The following is a 23,738-nucleotide window of genomic DNA, read 5'->3' on the forward strand; positions in this document are numbered from 1 at the left end:
TCCTGAGGGGGGCGCTTTCACAATGAAGAAGATAACAGAAGCGGCGGCCGCGTTCGCCGTCGGCGGGATAGCTTGCGCCGCGTCCGCGCAAGGCCAGGAGATCACCGTCAAGCCGCTCGCGGAAGCACGGGTGCGCTACGAGCACGTCGATCAGGACGGCATCGCCGCCAAGGGCGACGCGCTCACCGTGCGGGTGCGCGGTGGGGCGCAGGCCAGCAGCGGGGCCTTGAGCGTCGCCGTGGTCGCGCAAGGCAACCTGGCGGTTGTCGATGACTACTACGACGGGCTGAACGGCGCTGCTACGCGGCCGCTGGTTGCCGATCCGCAGAACGTGGCGCTTTACATCGCGCAGTTGCAGTACAGGGCGAAGGGCGTGACGCTGACCGCCGGGCGCCAGAAGATTGCGCTGGATGACGAGCGCTTCGTCGGCAATGTCGGCTTTCGTGACAATGCGCAGACTTTTGATGCGGTGCGTGCCGAGCTTGCCCCGGCCAAGGGGCTGAAGCTCGACGTTTCCTATGTTTGGAGCGTTCGCACGATCTGGGGCATCGACGGCAATGCCGCGCGCCAGCAGGCAGTCAGCGGGGACAATGTGCTCGCCAACCTGTCATGGGAGACGCCGCTGGGCACGCTGACGGGGTTCGCCTATCTTGTCGACCAGGACGAAGCGGCGGTGCAGGCTTTCCGTCTTTCGAGCCAGACTTATGGCGCGCGGCTGGCGGGCTCGCGGGCTTTCGGCAAGGCGGTGAAGTTGATCTGGCAGGCAAGCTACGCGCGCCAGTCAGACTGGCGCCGCAACCCGAACGACTACAGCGCCACCTACTGGCTGGCCGATGTGACGCTTGACCTGAAGGGCTGGAAGATAGGCGGCGGCTACGAAGTTCTCGGCGCTGACAAGGGCGCGGCTCTGACGAGCTTCCAGACGCCGCTGGGCACCAATTTCAAGTTCCAGGGATGGGCGGACAAGTTCCTCACGACGCCTGCGAACGGCGTGCGCGATCGTTACATCGGCGGCGGGTATGGCGCAAAGCAGATGGGAGGGCTCTCCGCTGTCATTTTGCAGGCAACCTGGCACCGCTTCGACAGCGACCGGTCGGACCAGCACTACGGCAATGAAATCAATCTCCTCGCCTCGGCAAAACTGCGCAAGACGACGGTCGCCTTGCGCTATGCCCACTACGACGCCAAGGCGCTGAGCGCCGATGCCGACAAGGTCTGGGTCCAGCTCGACTGGGCGATCTGACGAATTGCGTGACGGAATCGCTTGAGCATTCGGGCGATTCCATTTATGTTGCACTGCAAGGGACAGCGTTGTCCTTCAAAACCGCCGAAATGTCCCACTGACGGGGCGTGTAGGCACCAAATGATGGCAAGGCCGCCATCCTGACCCCCGGTTTCGCGCCGGGGGTCAGGATGGCGGCCTTTTCTCGTTTTCAACTCCTTTTCCCATGACACTGCCGGAGTTTCGTACATGGACTTTCAGGACGGGATCGAACCCACCGCCGAATACGAGGATACGCTGATCGTCCCGAGCGACGATGTGCGCGAACATCTCGTGGTCGTCGGCAACGGTATGGCAGGCTGCCGCGCGGTCGAGGAATTGCTGGCGCGCGACGCGGACCGCTACCGCGTGACCATCTTCGGCGCCGAACCGTATGTGAACTACAACCGCATCATGCTGTCGCCTGTGCTGGCAGGGGAGAAGACTTTCGATCAGATCGTCATCAACACCCGCGAATGGTACGACGATAACGGCATCGACCTCATCACCGCCGACCCCGTCGCAGCGATCGACCGGGGCGCGAAAACCGTTACGTCGCGCTCGGGCCGGACGGTCCATTACGACCGCCTGCTGATCGCGACGGGCTCCGATCCCTTCATTATCCCGGTCCCCGGCAAGGACCTGCCCGGCGTCATTTCGTTCCGCGACATGAACGACGTGGACGCCATGTTGGCCGCCGCGGAAATGGGCAAGGCGGCAGGTGGCGGCTCGGCGGTGGTCATCGGCGGCGGCCTTCTTGGCCTTGAAGCTGCACATGGCCTGACCCTGCGGGGCATGAAGGTCACAGTCATCCACCTGATGCCCACGCTGATGGAGCGCCAGCTGGACGAGGCGGCTGGCTGGCTGCTCAAGTCCGCGCTGGAGGGCAGGGGCCAGACGATCCTTACCGGCGCGGACACCGCCGAGATTTACGGCGAGGGCAAGGTCGAGGGCGTGCGCCTCAAGGACGGGCGCGACATCCCGGCCAGCCTAGTGGTCATGGCGGTAGGCATCCGCCCCGCGGTGGCCCTTGCGCGTGAGGCCGGGCTGGACATCGGGCGGGGCATCAAGGTCGACGACCACATGGTCACCAGCGACCCCTTCGTGCTAGCGGTCGGCGAATGCGTGGAGCATGACGGCAACGTCTACGGCCTCGTCGCGCCGCTGTGGGACATGTGCCGTAGCCTGGCCGATGGCCTGACCGACCGCCACACCGGCTATCGCGGCTCCGTCACCTCGACCAAGCTGAAGGTCGCCGGGCTGGACGTGTTCTCGGCTGGCGATTTTTCGGGCGGTGAGGGCTGCGAGGATATCGTGCTGCGCGACGCGGCGCGCGGTGTCTACAAGCGCGTGGTGGTGAAGGATGATCGGATCGTCGGCGCCGTGCTTTACGGCGATACGGCGGACGGCGGCTGGTACTTCGATCTCCTCAAAAAAGGCGAGGATGTTGCGGAAGTTCGCGATCTGCTGATCTTCGGGCAGGCCTATGCGGTCCTTGGCGCCTCGGGAGGGGGCGCGCTGGACCCTAAGGCGGCCGTTGCGGCGCTCTCGGCAGATGCCGAGATCTGCGGTTGCAACGGCGTTTCCAAGGGTCAGGTCGTCGGCTGCATCGAGGCGGGGGCATGCAGTCTGGATGCCGTGCGTACCACCTGCAAGGCTTCGGCCAGCTGCGGGCAGTGCACCGGCCTTGTCGAGAGCCTGCTTGCGCTGACGCTGGGCGAGGAGGTCGAGTCCGGTCCCAAGACCCTGTGCAAGTGCACCAGCTTCACTCACGAAGATGTGCGCCGCGAGATCGTTGCGCAGGACATGCGCTCTATCCCCGAGGTGATGCACAAGCTGCACTGGTCGACGCCGGACGGGTGCTCGTCGTGCCGCCCGGCGCTCAACTACTACTTGCTCTGCGCGCTGCCCGGCGAATACGTCGACGACCAGCAGAGCCGTTTCGTCAACGAGCGCATGCACGCCAACATCCAGAAGGACGGCACCTATTCGGTCGTTCCGCGCATGTGGGGCGGCCTCACCAACCCGCGCGAACTGCGGGCCATCGCGGATGTGGTGGAGAAGTACGATGCGCCAATGGTGAAGGTAACCGGCGGCCAGCGCCTCGACATCTTCGGGATCAGGAAGGAGGACTTGCCCGCCGTCTGGGCGGACCTCAACGCCGCCGGTATGGTTTCCGGCCATGCCTATGGCAAGTCGCTGCGCACGGTGAAGACCTGTGTTGGTTCGGAATGGTGCCGCTTCGGCACTCAGGATTCCACGGGCCTCGGCGTGAAGACCGAGCGGATGACCTGGGGCAGCTGGATGCCGCACAAGTTCAAGATCGCGGTCTCGGGCTGCCCGCGTAACTGCGCGGAGGCGACCATCAAGGACTTCGGCGTGGTCTGCGTGGATTCGGGCTACGAACTGAGCGTGGGTGGTAATGGCGGCATCAAGGTGCGCGCTACCGACTTCCTGTGCAAGGTGGCGACCGAGGAGGAGGCGCTCGAATACTGCGCTGCCTTCATCCAGGTTTACCGCGAGGAAGCGCGCTATCTGGAACGCACCGCGCCGTGGATAGAGCGGGTCGGCGTCGAATACGTGAAGTCCCGCGTGGTCGATGACGAGGCAGGCCGCAAGATGCTGGCCGAACGGTTCCTCTATTCGCAGAAATTCAGCCAGGACGATCCTTGGGCGGAACGCGCCTCGGGCGATCGCACCGACCTGCACCAGCATCTCGAACCCCTCAGCATCGCGGCGGAGTGAACACCATGACCGACTGGATCGATATCGGAACCCTTGGCGACATTCCCCAGCGCGGCGCGCGCACCGTGCGCCTTGACGGGGAGCCGGAGATCGCCGTCTTCCGCACTGGCGACGACAGGGTCTTCGCGCTGATCAACGAGTGCCCGCACAAGAAAGGACCGCTCAGCCAGGGCATCGTCCATGGGCATGCGGTTGCCTGCCCGCTGCACAACTGGAACATCTCGCTGGCCAGCGGCGAGGCGCAGGGGGCCGACAGCGGCTGCACCCCGACCATCGCCGTGCGCGAGGAGAACGGTCGTATCCTGCTGGCGCGTCCCCAAGCGATGAAGGACGCCGCCTGATGCGCGCGGCGGTCCGCACGACCTGCGCCTACTGCGGCGTGGGCTGCGGCATCTCCGCGACGCCCACGGGCGAGCGGGAGGTGACGATCCGGGGCGACGAAGCGCACCCGGCCAATGCGGGCCGCCTGTGCTCCAAGGGCACGCATCTGGGCGAGACGGTGGGGCTGGCCGGGCGGCTCCTCCACCCGATGATCGGCGAGAGGCGCGTGAAGTGGGACAAGGCGCTGGATCTCGTCGCGAAGCGCTTTCGCGACACCATCGCGCGGCATGGCCCGGACAGCGTAGCCTTCTACGTTTCGGGCCAGCTGCTGACCGAGGATTATTACGTCGCCAACAAGCTGATGAAGGGCTTCATCGGCTCCGCCAACATCGACACCAATTCGCGCCTGTGCATGTCGAGCGCGGTCGCCGGCCACAACCGCGCTTTCGGCGAGGATGTGGTGCCCGCCAGCTACGAGGATCTGGACAAGGCCGACCTTGTCGTCCTGGTCGGCTCGAATACCGCGTGGTGCCATCCGGTCGTCTACCAGCGCATCCAGGCTGCCCGCGCCGAGCGGGGCACGAAGCTGGTCGTCATAGATCCGCGCCGTACCGAAACCTGCGAAGGCGCGGACCTTCATCTGCCGCTGCGTCCCGGCAGCGACGTGGCGCTGATGAACGGGCTCCTCGCCTGGCTGGCCGAGCAGGGCATGGTCGACAAGGCGTTCATGGAGAGCCACGTCGAGGTGCCCGAGGGCTTTTGGGAGTATATCGCGGCGGGCCATGACCTGTGGACCACGGCGAAGACCTGCGACCTTAATCCCGCGCTGCTGCTGCGCTTTTACGAACTGTTCGCGGAAAACCCGCGAACTGTGACGATGTTCAGCCAGGGGATCAACCAGTCGATCCGGGGCACCGATCAGGTCAATGCGATCATCAACGTCCACCTTGCGACCGGGCGTATCGGCCAGCCGGGCGCGGCGCCGTTCTCGATCACCGGCCAGCCCAATGCGATGGGCGGGCGCGAGGTCGGCGGGCTCGCCTCGACGCTGGCCGCGCACATGGACTTCGCCCCCGGGAACGTCGCCCGCGTCGGCCGCTTCTGGGCCGCACCGACGATGGCGACGAAGCCGGGCCTCAAGGCTGTAGATATGTTCCGTGCCATCGGCGAGGGGCGCATCAAGGCGCTCTGGGTCATGGCGACCAACCCCGCCGTCTCGCTGCCCGATGCGGGCAATGTGCGCGCGGCGTTGGAGAAATGCCCCTTCGTCGTCGTCTCCGATGTCATCGCGAATACCGACACGACCGCCTATGCCGATGTGCGCTTCCCCGCCGCCGCATGGGGCGAGAAGGACGGGACCGTCACCAATTCGGAACGAATGATCAGCCGGCAGCGCCCGTTCATGGCGCTGCCCGGCGAGGCGAAGCCGGACTGGTGGATCGTCAAGGAAGTTGCCCGCCGCATGGGTCAGGGGCAGGGCTGGGGCAGCGCCTTCGCATATGACACGCCCGCGGATATCTGGCGCGAACATGCGCGTCTGACCGCATACCAGAACGAGAGCCGGTATGGGGCCGCCCGCGTGCTCAACCTCGCCGCCTGTGCCGCGATCGGAAACCCGGCCTATGATGCGATGGAGCCTTTTCGCTGGGGAGGCACGCCCTTTGCCGATGGGGTTTTTTCCACGCCGAGCGGGCGGGCGCGCATGCTCAAGGTTGGGCAGATGGATCTGCAGGCCCCGCTCGCGGACTGGCCGCTGACGCTCAACACCGGGCGCTACCGCGACCAGTGGCACACGATGACCCGTACGGGCCTCGCGCCCAAGCTGGCCCGCCACCGCGAGGAGCCGATGGTCGAGGTCCACCCCGCCGATGCCGCCGCGCTGGAGTTGAAGGAGGGCGACCTTGCCCGCGTCTCGACGCCCCGGGGCAACAGCACCTTTCGCGTAATGCTCAGCGACGGCCAGCGTCCGGGCGAGATATTCACGCCGATCCATTGGACCGACCAGACTTCCACGGGCGGGCGCACAGGCGTGCTGGCGCGCCCGCTGGTCGATCCCCATTCAGGTCAACCGGGTTTCAAATCCACGCCCGCCGCGCTTGCCAGGGTGGAGACCGAGTGGAAGGGCTTCCTGATCCTGAGAGGCGACGAACCTGCCCGGGTCCCTTGCATGTGGGCCACGCGCATCGCGGTGACGGGCGGCGCGCTCTATGAGATCGCGGGCAACGGCGATCCCGCGCGCATCGAAGCCTGCCTGCCGAAAGGCGAACGCATTGAGGCTGTGGACCCGGCCCGCGGCACCCGCCGGGTTGCGGTGATCGTGGAGGGGCGGCTGGCGGGCGTGCTGTTCGTCACCCGCAGCGGCCTCCTGCCTTCGCGCGACTGGCTGATCGGGCAACTCACGGCCCAGGGCGTGGGCGCTGCGGTGCTCGCCGCGCGCGGACCCGGTAGCCAGCCTGACAAGGGTGCGACCATCTGCGTGTGCTTCGACATCGGCCTCAACCAGATCGTCGCCGCAATTCGCGAGCAGGCGCTGGTGGACGTGCCAGCCATTGGCAAGGCGATCGGCGCGGGAACCAATTGCGGTTCGTGCCGCCCCGCGCTCGCCAGGATACTCACCCAGACCCATGAGGAGGCCCTCGATGCCGCAGAATGATTGCAAGCATGAGCTTATCGCCCCGGGCGAAGTCTGGCTGGTCGGCGCCGGACCGGGCGACCCGGACCTGCTTACGCGCAAGGCCGAAAAGCTGATCCTGGCCGCCGACGTGGTGTTCTACGATGCTCTCGTCGGGGCGGGCATCCTCGATCTGATCCCCGATGGCGTCGAATGCGTCAGCGTCGGCAAGCGCTCGGGCCGCCATTCGAAGCACCAGCAGACTATCGACGAGATGCTTGTCGCCGCTGCGCTCGCCCAGAAAAGAGTGGTGCGCCTGAAGGGCGGTGATCCGGCGCTGTTCGCCCGCGCGAGCGAAGAGATTACAGCCTTGCGCAAGGTGGGCGTGCGGGTGCGCATCTGCCCGGGGATCACGGCGGCCAGCGCGGTAGCGGCATCGGCGGGGCTTTCACTTTCCCTGCGCGGTATCGCCCGCCGGGTCCAGTTCGTCACCGCGCACAGTCGCAATGGCCAGGCGCTCGATCTGGACTGGCATGCGCTGGCCGATCCCGCCTGCACGCTGGCGATTTACATGGGCCGCGAGGCCGCGCCGGAACTGAGCATGAAGCTCATCGCGGCCGGTCTGCCGGGATCGACCCCGGCCCTGATCGCCTGCGACGCATCGCTTCCGCAGGAACAGCAACTGCGGACCCGGCTCGACCTGCTGCCGCTGGTGGCGCAGGCCTTTGCCGCAGACCGTCCCACGCTGATCCTGATCGGCGAGGCCGCGGCGCAGGCTGACGGTACGGTTCCTGTCAGTTCGGCAGGGGCGGTGCCGGCGGCCTGCGAAGCGAGGGCGTAGCAGGATGGCAACGGCGCCCGAACTGCCTTGTTATGCCGCCACCGGCTTCGCGGATGCTCAGGCGATGGTGCGGGCAAACTGTGCGCCGCTGGGGATCGAGTGGGTTCCGCTTGCAAAGGCGGGACGCCGCGTTCTGGCATCCGACGCCGTGGCGCAGATCGATTCGCCCAGGCGCGACAGCGCGGCGATGGACGGGTTCGCCGTCAGGTCGCAGGATCTGGTCGATGATTTTACGCGCCTTTCCTTGCAGGGGGAAAGCGTTGCCGGAGGCAGCCATCCTGAGCGGCTGTGTGCCGGCACTGCCATCAGGATATCAACCGGCGCACCGATGCCGCCGGGGGCCGACCGCGTTGTGATGCGGGAACGCGCCCGCGTCGAAGGGGGCACGGTAATTGTCCCGAAGATGGCGGGAAAGTCGCACGTAAGGCCGCGCGCATCCGATTTTGTGCGCGGCACGGCATTGCTCCCTGCAGGTACGCGGATGGACCCGCGTGCGATGGTGGTCGCTGCTGCAGCCGATATCGAAAGGCTTCCTGTCTGGCGCCAGCCTCTCCTGCGGGTCATCACCAACGGCGATGAACTTGTCGCCCCCGGCAATGCCGGGCCGAACATCGATGCCATCCCCGACAGTCTGAGCGAGGCCCTGTTGCTGATGGCGCGGCAATGGGGGGCAAAGCCGCTGGGCGCACTGCGATCGATAGACCGGATAGAGGGCCTGAAGGCAATCGCGCGGCAGGCATTGGAGGATGCGGACCTGATCGTCGTGGCAGGCGGGGCCTCGCAGGGCCACCGTGACCTCGCCCGGACGGCGATGATGCCGCTGGGACTGCGCATCTCTTTCGCGGGTGTGGCGATGAAGCCGGGCAAGCCGCTATGGTACGGGATGATCGGCCGGACCCACATCCTGGGCCTTCCCGGAAACCCTACCGCTGCTCTCACCGCTGCGCGTCTGTTTCTGGCTCCGATGATCTGCGCACTGGCGGGAAAAGGCTTCGACCACGCCCTGCGCTGGCGCGAGCGCAGGCTGCTCCACGACGTTCCGGCCGGAAGCGATCGCGACCAGTTCCTCTGCGGCGTCTCGGACATAACGGGAGACGCGGTAAGTGTCATCGAGCGTCAGCAGGCATCGAACCAGATGATGCTTGCCCGCGCAGACATGCTCGTCGAACGATGCGCGGGCGCTGCTCCGGCCAAAGCCGGGGATATGCTGCGATGTCTGCGCTTCTGATTTGTCCGTGCGCCCTGCAATCATAGCTGAAGAATATCCCGCCGCTTCGGCATCGGATAGGGTCGATGCGGTGATCGTTCGCGGCAGGTAACGGCGGCACTTCGGAGCGTACCTGATCTGCGCGGTTCCGGCGCCGGGGCGGGGCGTCAAATTTCCGGAAGCTGTTGATCGGCAAAACCCCAGCCATGCAACATGTCGGAACGCGAGATCAATTCGGAAGCATCGCGGATCGAAAACGTCTGCGCTGTTTTCATGCTTTCCAGTTCGTCCCAGCTTACCGGCACCGCGACCGGAGCTCGTTCCCGTGACCGCGCCGAATATGGCAGCACGGCCGTCGCCCCGCGCTGATTGCGTAGCCAGTCGATGAAGATGCGGCCCTTGCGCTTGGCCTTGCTCATGGTCGCGACATAGCGGTCGGGCTCGGAGAGGCTCATGGCTTCGGCGAAGCGGCGCGAGAAATCCTTGTGCGTATCCCAGTCGTGGCCCCGCTTCAGCGGCACGACGACATGGATACCCTTGCCGCCGGAGAGCATGGCGAAGGTAATCAGCCCAAGGTCAGCCAACCGGGCGCGGATGTCGCCGGCGGCTCGGACGCATGCCTCGAAATCCAGCCCCTCGTCGGGGTCGAGGTCGAAGATCATGCGGTCGGGACGTTCCACGTCGTCGGTCTTCGCCGCCCAGCCATGCAACTCGATCGTGCCCATCTGGACGCAGGAAAGAAGACCTTCGGCATCATCCAGATAGAGGTAGTCCTCCGCGCCGCCGCCCTTTTCGCGGATCGGTACGTGATGAACGTGATCGCCGAAAGTGCCGCTGTCGTGCTTCTGAAAGAAGCATTTCTTCGCTCGTCCTTGCGGACAGCGCACGAGGCTGATCGGCCGGTTCGCGATAAACGGCAGCATGAGCGGCGCGACGGCGGCATAGTAGTCGGCAAGGTCGCCCTTCGTGTCGCCGCTTTCGGGGAAGATCACGCGCTCACGGTTGCTGATCTTCACGGCGATCCGTGCCTGCGGCGCGGCCTGAGCTTTCTGCGGTGTCACCGCCTCAGCCTTCTTGTCCGTCCTGAGGCCAAGGAAGCTGCCATGGCGCACGCGTCCCTCGCTGGTCAGTTCGGCGAAGGCCACTTCGGCCACCAGTTTCGGAGTGACCCAGCTTGCGCCGCGTGCCTCTGTCCGCTCGACGTCGAGCGGCGCGGTCTTGCGCGCCAGCTTCTCAAGCCGTCGGGCTATGTCGGCAAGGCCCTCGGCGTCGAAGCCGGTGCCAACCTTGCCGCGATAGACCAGCGTTTTGCCCTCGTATTGCCCCAGCAGCAGGGAGGAGAACGGGCGGCCCCTGGCGCTCGACTTCGCCCAACCCACGATGACGAACTCCTGCCGCCTGGTGCACTTCACCTTGACCCATGCCTTGGTGCGGCGGCCGCTGTACGGCGCATCGATGCGCTTGGCGATGATCCCTTCCTGCCCGGCATCGCACATCGCTGCGTAGAGCTTTTCGCCCGCGCCAATCATGTGATCGGCGACGAAAACGGGCGGTGCGGCATCCGCCAGCAGTGCCTCGAGCCGCTCCTTGCGTTCGATATTGGGCATCGCCGTCAGATCCTCGCCGCCCAGTTCGAGGAGATCGAAGGCATGGAATTCCAGCGGCTGGTCTTCGCTTTGGCTGCCCTTGCCGCGCTTGAGCACGGCCTGAAGGCTGGAGAAATCGGGGTTGCCGTCAGATCCTCGGGCGATGATCTCCCCGTCGATCAGGCAGGCGGGCAGGTCCAGCGCGGCGATGCGCGCGGCCAGCGGGCCGAACTTGTCGGACCAGTCGAGGCCGCTGCGGGTATGGACGACGACCTTGTCGCCCGCCGCCGCGACGAGAGCCCGGTAGCCGTCGAACTTGATCTCGTGCATCCACAGGTTGCCGGTGGGCACGGCATCGACCAGCGTGGCGAGTTGCACGGGCCGGAATTTCGGCGGCTTGCCCGCCGTCTTGCGCGTGGGACGCGCCTTGCGCGCATTGCGAGCCGAGGCCTTCTCCATGACCTGCGCGAAGGCATCGCCTTTCTTGCCTTTCAGCGAATGCGTGCCGCCCTTGTCGGCTTCGATCTCGGCCATGGTGCGGCCAGTGAGAACGCTGGTGAGGCTCTGCTCGACGAGGCCATCGCCCGCCTGCGCATGAGTATCCTGCACCTTGCGCAGCAACCAGTTCTCCCGCTTCTCGCCGGGTCTCGGCTTCATGCGCACGAGGAGCCATTCGCCTTTCATCCGCTCGCCGTCGAGGGTGAAGTGGAGGTGGCCGTCCTCGATGTCCTTGGCACTCTTGCCCGCGATCGGCGCCCAGGTTCCGCGGTCCCAAAGCATCACCGTGCCGCCGCCGTATTCGCCCTTGGGGATGCCGCCCTCGAATTCGCCGTATGAAAGCGGGTGGTCCTCGGTGCGTACGGCGAGGCGCTTGTCGTCGGGATCGGTGCTTGGCCCCCGGGTAACCGCCCAGGACTTGAGCACGCCATCGACTTCGAGGCGGAAATCCCAGTGCAGCCGCCGTGCCGCGTGCTTTTGCACGATGAAGCTGTTGCCGCCGGTCTTGCCGCTCTTTCCTGCGGGTTCGGCGGTTCTCGCAAAGTCACGCTTGCGGTTGTATTCGGCGAGGAGGCCGGCGGCGCGGGCGCCGGCCTTGCCGCTATGCCCGCGTGCGGGCACGGCGGCCTCCCGAGGACGTGGCCTTCTTCGCTGCAGGCTTGCGTGTTGAGGAGGCCGACTTGCTGCCCGGTTTGCCTTCGCCGACCGACTTCTTCAGCGCCGCCATCAGGTCGATGACGTTGCCCTTGCCGCTGACCGGTTCCTCGACATCCTCGAGGATGCGCTTGTTGCTTTTGGACTTGGCCTTCTTGTCGATCAGCCGGTGGAGGGCATCGACATAACGATCGTGAAACTCGGCGGGTTTGAACGGCGCGGTCTTCTTGTCGATCAGCGTCGTCGCGAGATCGAGGAGGTCCGCGTCGGGCTTCGCGTCCTCGATGTCGCGGAAGTAGCCCTGTGCCTTGTGGACCTCGTCGGCATAGCGCAGCACTTCCATCACCAGGCCGCGCCCGCAGGGCTTGATCGAGACAAGTTGCTCGCGCCCGCGCACCGCGAGTTGGCCGAGACCTACCTTGCGCGTCTTGCGCAGAGCTTCGCGCAGCACCGTATAGGCTTCTTCGGCGAGGTCGTCGGCCGGGACGATGAAGTAGGGCTTCTCGTAATAGAGCACGTCGATCTCGTCGGCATCGACGAACTGGACGAGTTCCAGGGTCTTGCGGCTCTCGATCTTGACAGCCTCGATCTCTTCCTCATCGAGCAGGACATAGCTGCCCTTGGAGACCTCGAAGCCCTTGATGATCTCGTCGCGGTCCACGGGGCCAACGCCGGGCGCGACCTTCTCGTAGCGGATGCGCTGGCCGCTAGGCTCATGGATCTGGTGGAAGGCGATCGCCGCCCCCGAACGCGTCGCGGGGTAGACCTCTATCGGGATCGAGACGAGAGCCAGACGGATCTGGCCTTTCCAATATGCGCGTGCGGGCATGGGCAGGCTCCTTCCTCGGCATATCAAGCCGGATCAGGGCATGGTTGTTCCCGGTGGCATCAAGCAACAAGGAGCGACCGTTGGTTCGTTGAATTCGCGTTGCGGATGCAAACACCCAGTCTGAGGAAGTCGACCAATCAATAAAAATACGAAGGGCTACATTGACACTGAAGCCTGACGGTCGTCACTCTTCTGAATGTGGGGTGCTGGCAAAACTCCACATTCAACGGGTGGATAGGCGACGGCATGAATGTCCTGCTTCATTTCCCTGGCGCAGGACGCGATGTCCGCGGCGGCGGGGCTCTCGCTCCGAACATAGCCAGGTGATCGCTAAAAGACGATCCATCCTGTTATCGCCCCGGCCGCGATGATAGCCGGCGTCACCCATGCTCCCTTTACGCGCCATGCCACCGCAAGCGCCGCGGCGAACAGCACGATCCCCAGGGCCGGAGCCGGCAAGCGCGAACCGGTCGCTTGGCCGAGATGCAGCAACGTGGCGGTGATGACCCCCACGACTGCCGCGGCAATGCCTTCCAACACCCGGTGCAAAGAGGGGTTCTCGACGATCGCCTCCAGCCGCTCGAACAGAATGAGCGAGAATGCGAATGCCGGCAGGAACATGCCCGCCGTGATCGCAAGTGCTCCGGTTGGACCGCCCACGACGTAGCCGACGAAAGTCGCGAAGATGACCAGTGGCGCTGGCAACACCCCCGCCAGCGCAATCCCGTCGAGGAAGGTGGCATCGCCGATCCATCCGCGTCCCACGGTATCCGCGCGGACATAGGGAATGGCGGTATAGGCCCCGCCGAAGGTCAGCATCCCGCCTTTGAGCCCCGCAAGAAACAATGCGATCGACGTGACGGAAGTGCCCGTCGCCGCATGCAGGCTTGCGGCGGGAACAGCGAACAAATGAACCGCCGTCGCCAGGCCTGCTGCTGCGACCAGCACCAGCGCGGCGGCCCCCGGGCGGTGGGACAGGGCGTAGGCCAGCCCGCCTGTAGCCAGTGGAATCCAGAATGGGACATCCGCCAGTGTCACGGCGAGGCTGGCAAGCGCAATCAAGCCAAGCAGCCAGTTCTCGATGATGTGCTGGCCGATCCGGACCACCGCACGCGCGATGATGGCAAGGACGACGACCTGCACGCCCAGCAGCGCCACCGACAGGTGGGTATCGCGGACCACGAAGCCGACGTAGAACCAGCCGGCCAGTAGCATCAACGCCAGCCCCGGCAGCATGAAGCCAAGCCCGGCAACCAGTCCGCCGATCCGCCCGCGCGCGATCATCCCCAGATGCACGCATAGCTCATGCGCCTCGGGACCCGGCAGGACCTGCAGGACCGCCAGCAGGCGGTTGAACCGCGCCTTGCCGATCCATCGCTCCTCTTCGACCAGCGCCTGGCGCAGCATCGCGATCTGCGCCACCGGGCCGCCGAAAGCGAGCGCACCGAACCGGAGAAACTTGAGGAAAAGCGTCACCAGCGTGATCGGTGGGGGGCCGGGCTCTACGGATGGCATCGTGGCAGTTTCCGTCGTCATTCACACGCTCCCCTTGCCACATGCGCGGCAGATGGAGCGGACTTGGACGGGTGCCGTCTGAACGGGCGTCCGCGCGTGCCCGTTGCTTCATATCACTTGGACGGCCCCGCGAAGTCAATATCCGTATGTCCGGCGACCATCTTCGACGCCGGCTGAGGGCGAGTGCCATGGATCGGCAGATAGGGCAGCAGTACGCGCGATTTTACATAAGGGCGCCCCGGTTCGGGTCCCTGCAAACGCCTGGTGGCATCAAAGCCACGCAAGAGCCTCAAACGAAATTATTATGATTGCAACGGCAGCGGTGTATTATATTAAGCCGGTCACGTAACGCATGGTTCGTGGCTGGGGCGCTTTGCCTTTTCAGGCCACGGGACGGCGACAAAAAATCGGTTAGGGAAAGATCAAGATGCTGCGAAATAATGCCGCCCGTTTCGTCGATGGGAAGATAGCCATGTCGGCGTCCGTCGCGGTGATCGCATTGGTGATGCCGGCCTGTGCGAATGCGCAGGACGTATCCAGCCCGGCGCCGGCTCCGGCCACTGCCACGGCTGCGCAGTCGCCTTCGGATTCGCTGGGTGACATCGTCGTCACCGCACGGCGGGAATCGGAAAGCCTTCAGAATGTCCCGGTCAGCGTACAGGTCGTGACCGGCGATGCGATTCAGAAGCTGGCGATCGTCCAGCCATCGGAAATCGCGAAGCTCGCGCCCGGGCTCAGCATCCGCCTTGCCGAACCGGGAAACCCTTCGCTCGTGCTGCGCGGTGTGCGCTGGGTACAAGCGTCCGGGACACCGGCGATTCCGATCTATTTCAACGAAATCGGCTTCGATCCCGTCCAGAGCTTGCAGACGATGTACGATGTCGGGCAGGTCGAGGTGCTTCGCGGACCGCAGGGGACAAGCCGCGGCGCGCCATCGATTTCAGGTGCGGTGACGATCACCACTCGTCTCCCCGATCTGGATGAGATGGGCGGCTATGCTTCGGGGCTGATCGGCACGCATGATCACCAGAACGTGCAGGGTGCCATCAATTTCCCGATCGTGCCGGGCGTGTTCGCCGTTCGCGTCGCGGGAAGCTACGACAACAGCCAGGGAAATCGGGTCAGGAGCATCTATGCGGCGGCCGATCCCTCGCTCAAGACGTGGAGCGGACGTGTGTCCGCCCGCTTTGAGCCCACCGATACGCTGTCGATCAATGCGATGTACCAGCGGCTGAACCAGTCATCCGATTTCTACACGCAAGTGGCGGGGGCCGGCAGCAGCGGGCTTTACGCATCTCCTTACCCGACGACGCTGCGGTTCGCGCCGGCAGGCTACAACATCGATGGCCGTTCCGCGATCAGGCCGGGGGAGCGCCTTTCGGTTCAGGAGACGCCCAACAAGCAATATCTCAAGACCGACCTGGTGACGGTCAATGCGCGGTGGGAGGTCCTTGGCCAGGTTCTCAGCTACAATTACGGAATCCAGAGCAACAATCGCCCCAAATCGTTCGGGACGTCCGTGGATCAGGCAAACGTACTCATTGGATATGACCAGATCCAGGAAGGCTTCTTCGCCGATCGGGCATACAAGAATTTTCATGAACTGCGTCTTTCGTCGGATCGCGCCGCAGGCCGCTTCTTCGATTACGACATCGGTTTTTACCGCGAGCAGGCAAGGAGCAGCCAGCATACGCTGATCCCCAACGTGTTGCCCGGCGCACGAGGCAATCCGTTCGGTCTTCCCAACCCGGTGGTCAATCCGGCGGCGATCGACCGCTACTTCCTGACGGCCGATACGAATATCCAGCTGCGCACGAAGACGTATTCGTTCTACGGAAATCTTCAACTTCATCTGCCGTCAGACTTCGAATTGAGCGCTGGCGTACGCCGTATTCACGACAGCCGGCCCAGTTCGATCGACGTTACCACGTCGTCGGGGTATGCAGCCGCTGGCCTGGCCAGCAGCTTCGGCGGTACCTGCCCGACTGCCGCTGGCCTGGTCGCCAGCCCGGTTTACGCGGGCGTGTGCGATGCGTTCGTTCCTGCAGGGACCCGGCCAACCCAGAGCCTCGGCAAGGTCTATACGCCGACGATCTACAACGTGTCGCTGTCCCGCAAATTCGGCCCGGATGTCCTGGTATACGCAACGGTCGGCAGTTCGTGGCGGTCGGGCCTGCCCGCGCTGGCCAATGCGCTGCCCGATGATCTCCTGTTCCCCACCCCTGAAAAGGCGACCTCCTACGAACTGGGCGTCAAGACCAGCCTGGGCCGGCGTGCCCGGTTCAACGCAGCCGTATTCCAGATCGACTACAAGGGTCAGCTAACCCAATTCCAGGGTATCAGCTACTTCAGAACCGACACGAGCCGGGTCGATACGACCAACGTGGCGTTCCTGTACAACGTCGATGCGCGGGTGCGCGGTGCGGAAGCGCAACTTACCGTCAAGCCGCTTCACGATCTCACCCTCGACTTCAACCTGAGCTACGCGAAGATCGAATCGCAAGGCGGTCAGGTTCCGTGCAACGTCGGTCCTGCCGTGTCAGCGTCCAATCCGATGAATTTCTGCGATTCGGCCAAGGGCAGTTCGTTGAATGCCGCCTCGCCGTTCACGGCGAGCGTGAACGGCGACTACACGATTCCGATGGACAACTTCGATGGTTATCTGCGCTTCGTCGGCAGCTATCAGGGGCGTAATCCGGCTTTCGGCATTTCCGACCCGGACTTCAAGGCAAAGCGCAACATGATCGTCGATCTGTTCGCCGGTCTGACAGGGCCCGACGCGGGCTGGGATGTGGGTGTGTTTGCGAAAAACGTCTTCAATACGAAGCGTCTTTTGACGAGCACGACGTTGCAGAACACCATTGCTCCGGAATTCGGTGCGACCGGACTGAGCGCGGTGACCGTGACGCCGGGCCGAGAGATCGGTTTGCAACTGCGGTACGCGTTCGGCTCGCGCTGAAGCGTTTCGGGATAGGGAAAGGCGGCAAGCGGGTCCTCATCAACGACGTTGTTGAGGACCCATGATTTGCCGATTTACTGAGCGGCAGCCTGCGATGTCTGTGCAGCGATCATGGCGGCGCGCAACTCGTCCTTGGACAGAGCGCCGTCCTTGTTCGTGTCCACTTCCGAGAAATGCTCGGCGAGCAACGGATTGCCCGCCGCAGCTTCGGCTTTGCTCAGCGATCCGTCGGCGTTCTTGTCCAGCTTGGTGAACGCAGCGTCGAATTCGGCACCCTGTTGAGCGAGGCGCTTGCGCATGAAAGCGGCGAATTCGGTCCGATCGACATTGCCGTTCTTGTCCGTGTCCATGGCCGCGAACCCTGCGTCCACGTAAGTATTGAAGGCGTCATCGGTCTGCGCCGAGGCTGCGTCGACGCAGCCGAGCGCCAGAACAGCGAAACATGCAAGATACTTCATAGTTTTTCTCCTTGAATCAACGGCGACGATCGTACCGGCCATCGCGATCACGACGGTCCCAATCCTTGCCTCTGCGGTCCCGATCATTGTCCTTGGACGCCACATTGCCGATCGCGCCGCCTGCTGCGGCGCCCGCGACGGTGGCCCATGGATCGCCCTTCGACAGGATCGCGCCGCCCAGCATTCCAAGACCCACGCCAAGCAGCGTATTTCGGGTCTTGTTATTATCGCTTTGATGCCTGTCGTGGCGCGGTTTGGCCTGGGACAGGGTAGGCGCTGCCATACACAGGCTGATTGCCACGAGGCAGGCAATTCCTCTGATTTGTCTCATTTGCAACTCCTTTGGTCGAGTGGAAGGAAGGGAGCCGCGCCCCCTTCGGATTGATGCACGTGGGCGGTTCATCTCAGCGTCGATCCACCCAGTCGCGACGTTCGAGCTTGAGGCGCGTGCGCAGGCTGTTGACCCGCTCTTCAAGTTGCTCGACTTCGCCGCGGTCGAGCCCATCGCGGCTCAGACGGCTGAAAGCCCGCTCCAGTTGTGCGGTATCCCGGCGCAATTGGGCCGCGTCACGCAGGGCGATGGTCCGGCGCGCGACCGCACGGTCGATTTCCCGGCCCAGTCCGCTGATGTCGCTTTGAATTTCCCGTTGAACCCGGGGTTGCAGTCGCCATGGTTGGGCATGTGCGGGTACCAGGACCAGAGAGCTGAGTAGCATCGTCGACAAGACCGGAATTCGCATCGTTGCCTCCCCCGCGGCTTTGTTGTCCTGATGTAGTGCCGGCCGGAAGCAAGGCTTCCGGCCGGCGTGCGACCCGTCGGCTCTTATGAGCCGAGGCGGTATGACAGGGACACAGTGCCCACCGGCCTGGTCTTGTGTTCGACCAGGGGGCTGTCGACCACGTCGCCGACAAGCGTCGTGACTCCGCCCGAAACGGTGAGGTTCACGCGGCTGTTCAGGCGATAGTTCGCTGCGATCGTGGCCGAAATGTCCTTGAAGCCGGCGCGTCCGCGAAAGCGCGGGAGGCCCGAGGCTAGGGCTTCATCCGCGTCGATGCCGAAGTAGCGGTCGTTGTGCTTGCGGTTCGCCCACGTCGTCCCGACCGAGGGAATGAGCATGAGGCGCGACGATATCGGTAGGGGATAGGCGATGCTGGCATCGGCGATGAAGCCCTTGGTGCTTCCTGCAAAACCCTGGGTTCCGCCGAGTGTTGCGATCATTCCACCCGCCTTGATGCTGGTGAACATCCGTCCGCCGGCGCCGAAGTTCAGCTTGTCCACGCCTTCGGGCACGTCTTTTCGGCGATAGCCGGTCATGAGGGCAACGCTGCCGCCGATGGTGAACGTATCCGTGTCGATGACGTTGACACCGATGCCATTGCGCAAGTTCGCGAAGAACGGGCCGGATACGATGTCGATCGCGGGCATCGGCAAGGTGCGATAATCGTCGGCGCCCTGGTACACCGGCGCATAGACAGCGCCGATGCCAACGATCGTATGATCGGCCGTCTGCGCCTGCGCCGTGCCGAACGAGAGGGCAACTGCTGCGCCGGCGGCGATAATAAGAGACTTCATAGGGGACGTGTCCTGCGCTGTGTGCGTAAGCGGCCTTCATCGTGACCGTCATCCTAGAGACACCACCCTTGCGGTGTTTCCTCAGCAGAAAATAACCGTAGGAGGGCGGCCACGCGCACGCCGTTCGATGGGCACTACAGCGCCGTCCCGCGCAACTGATCGCCATAACGATTGTTACTAGCCCACGCCGCCGCTAGGAGCGTGTTCGGATGGCCGGATCAGGGACGCACAATACGATTATGGCGAACAGCGGGCTTCTTGAGGCCTTGATGGCTTTGGGCCCGGCCTTGCTGCGCTATCTCTCCTTGCAGGGAGCGACGGCGGACGAGGCAGAGGACATCCTGCAGGACGTCCGCCTGAAGGTATCGACGGAAAGGGTCGCACCCGTAAGCCAGCCGCGTGCCTACCTTTACCGGATGACCCACAACCACTTCCTGCTTCACCGGCGGGCAGCGACCCGCCGGGAGCGGCGTGAGCAGGACTGGTCCGATATCAACGGCGGCGATCCGCCCGAGATCGACGAGGAACCTTCAGTCGAAGCCAGGCTGGTGGCCCGCGAACAGCTGGCTATTCTGCAAGGCGTCCTTGACAGGCTGCCCGAACGGACGCGGTTGATATTCCGCCGCTTTCGGATCGAAGGCTTGCCCCAGCGCCAGATCGCAGCGGAGTTGGGGATCAGCGTCAGCGCAGTGGAGAAGCATCTCGCGCACGCCTATGAGGCCGTAGCGGCGATGAAGAAAAGATTTGATGAGGGCGGCGGTACAGCGCGGAGTCTCAAGGGCGAAAGGGATCGTCATGGGGTTTGATGTGGAGGAGGCAGTCCGAGCCGACGCCATCAGATGGCATATCCGCCTGCGGGATGGCGGTGATGCCGATTGGGCGCAATTCGAGGCGTGGCTGGAACTGGACGCTGAACACGTCAGGGTGTTTCAGCAGGTCGAAGACATGGATCTGGAACTCGAACCGCTCTTGCCGGAACTCGTTTTCCGCGAGGCTGCCAACGACGCTGGTGAACCGCAGGTCGATGCTCCCCGCCGGGCAGGATGGGGAAGGTGGTATGCCATAGGCGGGGGTGCGCTTGCGGCGTGCGTCGCCGGCGTGCTCGCTATAACTCTCGTTTCGCCTTCAGACCGTTACGAGGTCGCGACGAGCGCTGGCGAGAACCAGATCGTCACCCTCGATGAAGGCACGCGCATCACCCTCAATGGCTCGACGCGCATGGAATTCGACCGCGGCGACCCCCGGTTTGCCAGTTTGCTGTCGGGAGAGGCGCTGTTTCATGTCCGACACGACCAGAACCGGCCGTTCCGCCTGAAAGTGGGCGACAATGAGATCGAGGACGTTGGAACGGTGTTCAACGTGGTTCGTGGCCGCGGAGAATTGCGCGTTTCCGTCGCGGAGGGAGCGGTGTTCTACCGGTCGGGCCGCGAGGGAACACCTTTGGTTGCCGGGCAGGCCCTGCGGACGGAGGAAGGCGGCACTGCCATCCAGGTCAGCCGGACCCCCGTTGCGGCGGTGGGCGCATGGCAGAGAGGGCAACTGGTCTACCTGGGTGAGCCGCTATCGCAAGTCGCGGCAGACTTGTCGCGCGGGCTCGGGACACATATCGTCGCAGCACCTGCCATCGCCGCTCGGCCCTTCTACGGCACCATCGCGGTGGAGGGGACAGGCCCCCGGCAGATCGACCAACTGAAGCTCGTCCTCGATGTGACGTTCAAGGCAGATGGCGATGGCTGGAGCATGAACCCCGTCAGTGACGGTGATCGTTAGGCCGGGAGCCGCCTCCTTCGCGGCTTGCATCTTCGTTGCTCTCTTTCCGGTCCGTGCGTGTGCCGCGAATTACAGCGTCCCGGCTGGCCGGCTGGGCGAGGTCATCGTGGCTCTGGGAGTTCAGGCACGGGTCACCATCGTTCTGGCCGATCCGGACCTTGCAGCACAGCGTTCACCTGGTGTCAGGGCAAACGTCTCGTTACGGACCGCGCTGGACAGAGCGCTGAGAGGCACCGGCGCGGAAGCTGTATTTCACGGCCCTTCGACCGTTCAGATTCGCCGCCGCCGCCTGGCCCCGCCGCCCCGCAAGGCGCCGGTATCCACGCGCTCCCCGGTGAGGCGGTCCATCGAACAGACGGACATCGTCGCCGGGCCAGATATCGTCGTCACGGCGAGCAAGCAGGAGCTGACCCTCGATCGTTACCCGGGGGCGGTAAAGATCGTGAAACCGGAACGCGGATGGATCAGCAGCCATGCTGCCGACGGCATGTCTGCGATCACTCAGCTATTGCCCGCTATGGGCGCGACCAACCTGGGAAATGGCCGGAACAAGCTGTTCATCCGGGGTATTGCGGACAGCAGCTTCAGCGGCCCCACGCAGGCGACCACTGGCCAGTACCTTGGCGATATAAGGCTCACCTACAATGCGCCGGACCCGGACCTGAACCTTTATGACATGAAGCAGTTCGAGGTGCTGGTGGGCCCCCAGGGATCGCTCTATGGCGCGGGGTCGCTCGGCGGCATCGTCAGGCTGGTGCCAAATGTGCCGGATGCCGAAAAGTTCTCGGCCAGCGCCGCCGCCAATACCAGCGTCACCCGCCACGGATCGCCCAGCGCGGACGGAGCGATCATGGTCAACGTGCCTCTGGCCAAGGGCCGGCTCGCAGTCCGCATTGTCGCTTTTGGCGGGATGAGGGGAGGATACATAGACGCGCCCGTTCAGGGGCGCCGGGACATCAACCGGACTGCCAGCTACGGCCAGCGCTTGAGCCTGCGGGCCGATGATCTGGAAGGATGGACTGTCGATGTCGGCGCGGTTCTCCAGAACATTCGAAGCGAAGACGGTCAGTACGTTCTGCGGGACGAGCCGATGCTGACGAGGAATACGTCGATGCGGCAGCCTTTCGAGAACAATTATCGCCTCGGATATGTTTCGGCGAACCGTTCGATCGGCGCCCTTGAACTGCGTTCGGTGACCTCGGTCGCGCATCATGAATTATCGAGCCTGTACGACGCCACGGGATACGACGGGGCAGGATCGCCCGCACGCTACACCGAAAATAACGAAATCGAGCTTTTTTCCCATGAGACGCGCTTGTCCGGAGGGCAGCCCGGTGCCCCATGGGTCGCGGGCATTTCTCTGACGAAAAGTATAAGCACGTTGATCCTTGGATTCGATCCGCTGGTCTCTCCTATCAGCCAGGGAGGCATTCGTAGCAGCCAGGCGGAGGCCGCCGCATTCGGGCAGATGTCCCTGCCTGTCACGTCCACACTGGCGGTAACCGCCGGCGGGCGCATGACTTTCGCGCATAGCGCCCGTAGACTGATCGATGCCTCGATAGAGGGCCTGGATGACCCCCAACGCAATGAACTGCGTTTCTCCGGTACGTTCGGCGTGAACTGGCGACCGGGCGGACCGATTTCCGCGTTTTACCATTACCAGCAGGGTTACCGTCCGGGAGGCCTCGGAATTGCGCTGTCCGACACGGACCTCACGACCCGCCAGTTCGTCGCCGACGATCTGCAGATCCACGAGTTGGGAATGCGCTGGCATGATCGAGATCATGATCGCTTTTCGGGGCAGATGGCGCTGTTCATTGCCGATTGGCGTAATATCCAGGCCGATCTGATTGGAGATTCCGTGGTGCCGATCACCAGTAATATCGGCCGCGGCATCATTCATGGGCTCGACGTGGAGATGACCTGGAAGCCGGTTCCGTCGTTGACGTTCAGTGCGTCGGCGTTTCTCAACGAGAGCCGGCTGATCGAACCGGCGCCGGGGTTTGTGATAGACGGCAGTTCGCCCAACAAACTCACGCGCACGTTGCCCAACGTGGCGCGAAACGGCGGCCGCTTCGGGGCGTCATGGCGCGGAAGCATCGGGAGCAATGCAACGTGGTCGCTGGACGCCTCGATACGCTACGTTGGACGATCGCATCTGGGCCTGGGCGAGCTTCTGGATGTTCCACAGGGCGATTATACGGTTGCCGATGCGGGCGCCCGTTTGGAATTCGGGCGCTTGGGAGTGTCCCTCGCCATCACCAACATCGCCGATTCCTATGGCAACACTTTCAGTTATGGCAACCCGTTCGGCCTCGCTGCCAGAAATCAGATGACGCCGGTCCGTCCGCGTACCCTCCGCATGGGCGTGGACATGCAGTTCTAGGATTGCCGTGGACAAGGGTGGGCGGCGCTGGTGAAGCCGTGCCGGTGACGCCGCCGACCCTTTCAGGACTCAATTGGTCCTCACGCTGCACGCGATCTCGACCTCGCTGTCCAGGGCGATGGTGTAGGGGCAAACCGATAAGGCGATCCGAACGATCTCTTCCGCACGCTCGATGTCAATGCCGCCGAGCAGGATGTCGAGCATGATGCTGGAAGGTGGACCCCATCGGTGACCGGGTGGAAAGGATACGTCGACGGCCACTTCTATACTCGTTCCATCCATATTCAACGCAGGAAAATGGCCGTCCCGCGATTGTGCTATGCGAATGACGGCATTTTCGATGGACGCGGCATAGCCGGCAGCGAGCAGCCCTCCCGGACTTATGGCGCTCTGCCCCGTCCACACGGGTCCCCAGGCCGCGCCAAGAGAAAGCTCGGCAATGCCGGATCTTTCATGGATACGCTCGCCATGGTGCTTAAACGCGCGCCGCGGGGCGAGTGGAGTGAGAAGGCGACGTATCGCAC

18 protein-coding genes are annotated in these 23,738 nt (G+C 64.1%); 10 read left to right on the forward strand and 8 right to left on the reverse strand.

Features of this window, described 5'->3' with window-relative positions; genetic code table 11:
* Positions 1-22: 22 nt before the first annotated feature.
* The 6 genes from V474_RS19765 (at position 23) to V474_RS19790 (ending at position 9,007) form a co-directional block, all read left to right on the forward strand.
* Positions 23-1,243, forward strand: coding sequence for a hypothetical protein (locus V474_RS19765; protein WP_059153124.1), 1,221 nt, complete (start codon positions 23-25; stop codon positions 1,241-1,243).
* A gap of 228 nt (positions 1,244-1,471) precedes the next feature.
* The gene (gene nirB / locus V474_RS19770; RefSeq protein WP_059153125.1) at positions 1,472-4,006 is read left to right on the forward strand and encodes a nitrite reductase large subunit NirB; all 2,535 of its coding nucleotides are present in this window, start codon (positions 1,472-1,474) and stop codon (positions 4,004-4,006) included.
* 5 nt (positions 4,007-4,011) lie between these two features.
* Positions 4,012-4,347 (forward strand): nitrite reductase small subunit NirD, encoded by a 336-nt coding sequence (gene nirD, locus V474_RS19775; protein ID WP_059153126.1) that lies wholly within the window; start codon positions 4,012-4,014, stop codon positions 4,345-4,347.
* Positions 4,347-6,980: a nitrate reductase gene (locus V474_RS19780; RefSeq protein WP_059153127.1), complete on the forward strand. Its 2,634-nt coding sequence runs from the start codon at positions 4,347-4,349 to the stop codon at positions 6,978-6,980. The genes nirD and V474_RS19780 overlap by 1 nt, the downstream gene beginning before the upstream one ends.
* Positions 6,967-7,779, forward strand: coding sequence for a uroporphyrinogen-III C-methyltransferase (gene cobA / locus V474_RS19785; protein ID WP_059153128.1), 813 nt, complete (start codon positions 6,967-6,969; stop codon positions 7,777-7,779). The genes V474_RS19780 and cobA overlap by 14 nt, the downstream gene beginning before the upstream one ends.
* Before the next feature lie 4 nt (positions 7,780-7,783).
* Positions 7,784-9,007 carry a molybdopterin molybdotransferase MoeA gene (locus tag V474_RS19790; RefSeq protein ID WP_059153129.1) on the forward strand — a complete coding sequence of 408 codons (1,224 nt, stop codon included), beginning with the start codon at positions 7,784-7,786 and terminating at the stop codon, positions 9,005-9,007.
* A 146-nt stretch (positions 9,008-9,153) separates the two neighbouring features.
* On the opposite strand, the gene ligD is transcribed toward V474_RS19790, so the two are convergent.
* The 3 genes from ligD to chrA all read right to left on the reverse strand — a co-directional run bounded on the left by ligD (position 9,154) and on the right by chrA (position 14,089).
* Entirely contained in the window at positions 9,154-11,691 is a 2,538-nt protein-coding gene (gene ligD, locus V474_RS19795; protein ID WP_059153130.1) for a DNA ligase D, read from the reverse strand.
* Positions 11,672-12,553: a non-homologous end joining protein Ku gene (gene ku / locus V474_RS19800; protein WP_059153131.1), complete on the reverse strand. Its 882-nt coding sequence runs from the start codon at positions 12,551-12,553 to the stop codon at positions 11,672-11,674. Before ku ends, ligD begins: the two co-directional genes overlap by 20 nt.
* Before the next feature lie 330 nt (positions 12,554-12,883).
* Positions 12,884-14,089 (reverse strand): chromate efflux transporter, encoded by a 1,206-nt coding sequence (gene chrA, locus V474_RS19805; protein ID WP_236711351.1) that lies wholly within the window; start codon positions 14,087-14,089, stop codon positions 12,884-12,886.
* Between the two features lie 451 nt (positions 14,090-14,540).
* Here chrA and V474_RS19810 point away from each other — a divergent pair, with 451 nt between their 5' ends.
* The gene (locus tag V474_RS19810) at positions 14,541-17,027 is read left to right on the forward strand and encodes a TonB-dependent receptor (protein WP_169795103.1); all 2,487 of its coding nucleotides are present in this window, start codon (positions 14,541-14,543) and stop codon (positions 17,025-17,027) included.
* 74 nt (positions 17,028-17,101) lie between these two features.
* Here V474_RS19810 and V474_RS25750 read toward each other — a convergent pair whose 3' ends face one another.
* From V474_RS25750 to V474_RS19830, 4 genes are all read right to left on the reverse strand, one after another.
* Complete coding sequence (locus V474_RS25750) at positions 17,102-17,485, reverse strand: EF-hand domain-containing protein (protein ID WP_059153133.1); 384 nt, start codon at positions 17,483-17,485, stop codon at positions 17,102-17,104.
* Positions 17,486-17,501: 16 nt separating this feature from the next.
* Positions 17,502-17,816: a hypothetical protein gene (locus V474_RS26310; RefSeq protein WP_236711352.1), complete on the reverse strand. Its 315-nt coding sequence runs from the start codon at positions 17,814-17,816 to the stop codon at positions 17,502-17,504.
* A gap of 73 nt (positions 17,817-17,889) precedes the next feature.
* Positions 17,890-18,225 carry a hypothetical protein gene (locus V474_RS25755; RefSeq protein WP_148649484.1) on the reverse strand — a complete coding sequence of 112 codons (336 nt, stop codon included), beginning with the start codon at positions 18,223-18,225 and terminating at the stop codon, positions 17,890-17,892.
* 83 nt (positions 18,226-18,308) lie between these two features.
* Complete coding sequence (locus tag V474_RS19830) at positions 18,309-19,058, reverse strand: MipA/OmpV family protein (RefSeq protein ID WP_059153136.1); 750 nt, start codon at positions 19,056-19,058, stop codon at positions 18,309-18,311.
* Between the two features lie 269 nt (positions 19,059-19,327).
* Here V474_RS19830 and V474_RS19835 point away from each other — a divergent pair, with 269 nt between their 5' ends.
* The 3 genes from V474_RS19835 to V474_RS19845 are packed head-to-tail and all read left to right on the forward strand — an operon-like array spanning position 19,328 to position 23,214.
* Positions 19,328-19,864, forward strand: coding sequence for an RNA polymerase sigma factor (locus V474_RS19835; protein WP_169795105.1), 537 nt, complete (start codon positions 19,328-19,330; stop codon positions 19,862-19,864).
* Positions 19,854-20,828 (forward strand): FecR family protein, encoded by a 975-nt coding sequence (locus V474_RS19840; RefSeq protein WP_059153138.1) that lies wholly within the window; start codon positions 19,854-19,856, stop codon positions 20,826-20,828. Before V474_RS19835 ends, V474_RS19840 begins: the two co-directional genes overlap by 11 nt.
* On the forward strand, positions 20,812-23,214 hold the full coding sequence (locus V474_RS19845) for a TonB-dependent receptor domain-containing protein (protein ID WP_059153139.1): 2,403 nt from the start codon (positions 20,812-20,814) through the stop codon (positions 23,212-23,214). Before V474_RS19840 ends, V474_RS19845 begins: the two co-directional genes overlap by 17 nt.
* A gap of 69 nt (positions 23,215-23,283) precedes the next feature.
* Here V474_RS19845 and V474_RS26865 read toward each other — a convergent pair whose 3' ends face one another.
* Positions 23,284-23,418 carry a hypothetical protein gene (locus tag V474_RS26865; protein ID WP_269085155.1) on the reverse strand — a complete coding sequence of 45 codons (135 nt, stop codon included), beginning with the start codon at positions 23,416-23,418 and terminating at the stop codon, positions 23,284-23,286.
* Between the last annotated feature and the right edge of the window lie 320 nt (positions 23,419-23,738).

Origin of the sequence: Novosphingobium barchaimii LL02 (assembly GCF_001046635.1) — a bacterium.
GTDB classification, from domain to species: Bacteria; Pseudomonadota; Alphaproteobacteria; order Sphingomonadales; family Sphingomonadaceae; genus Novosphingobium; species Novosphingobium barchaimii.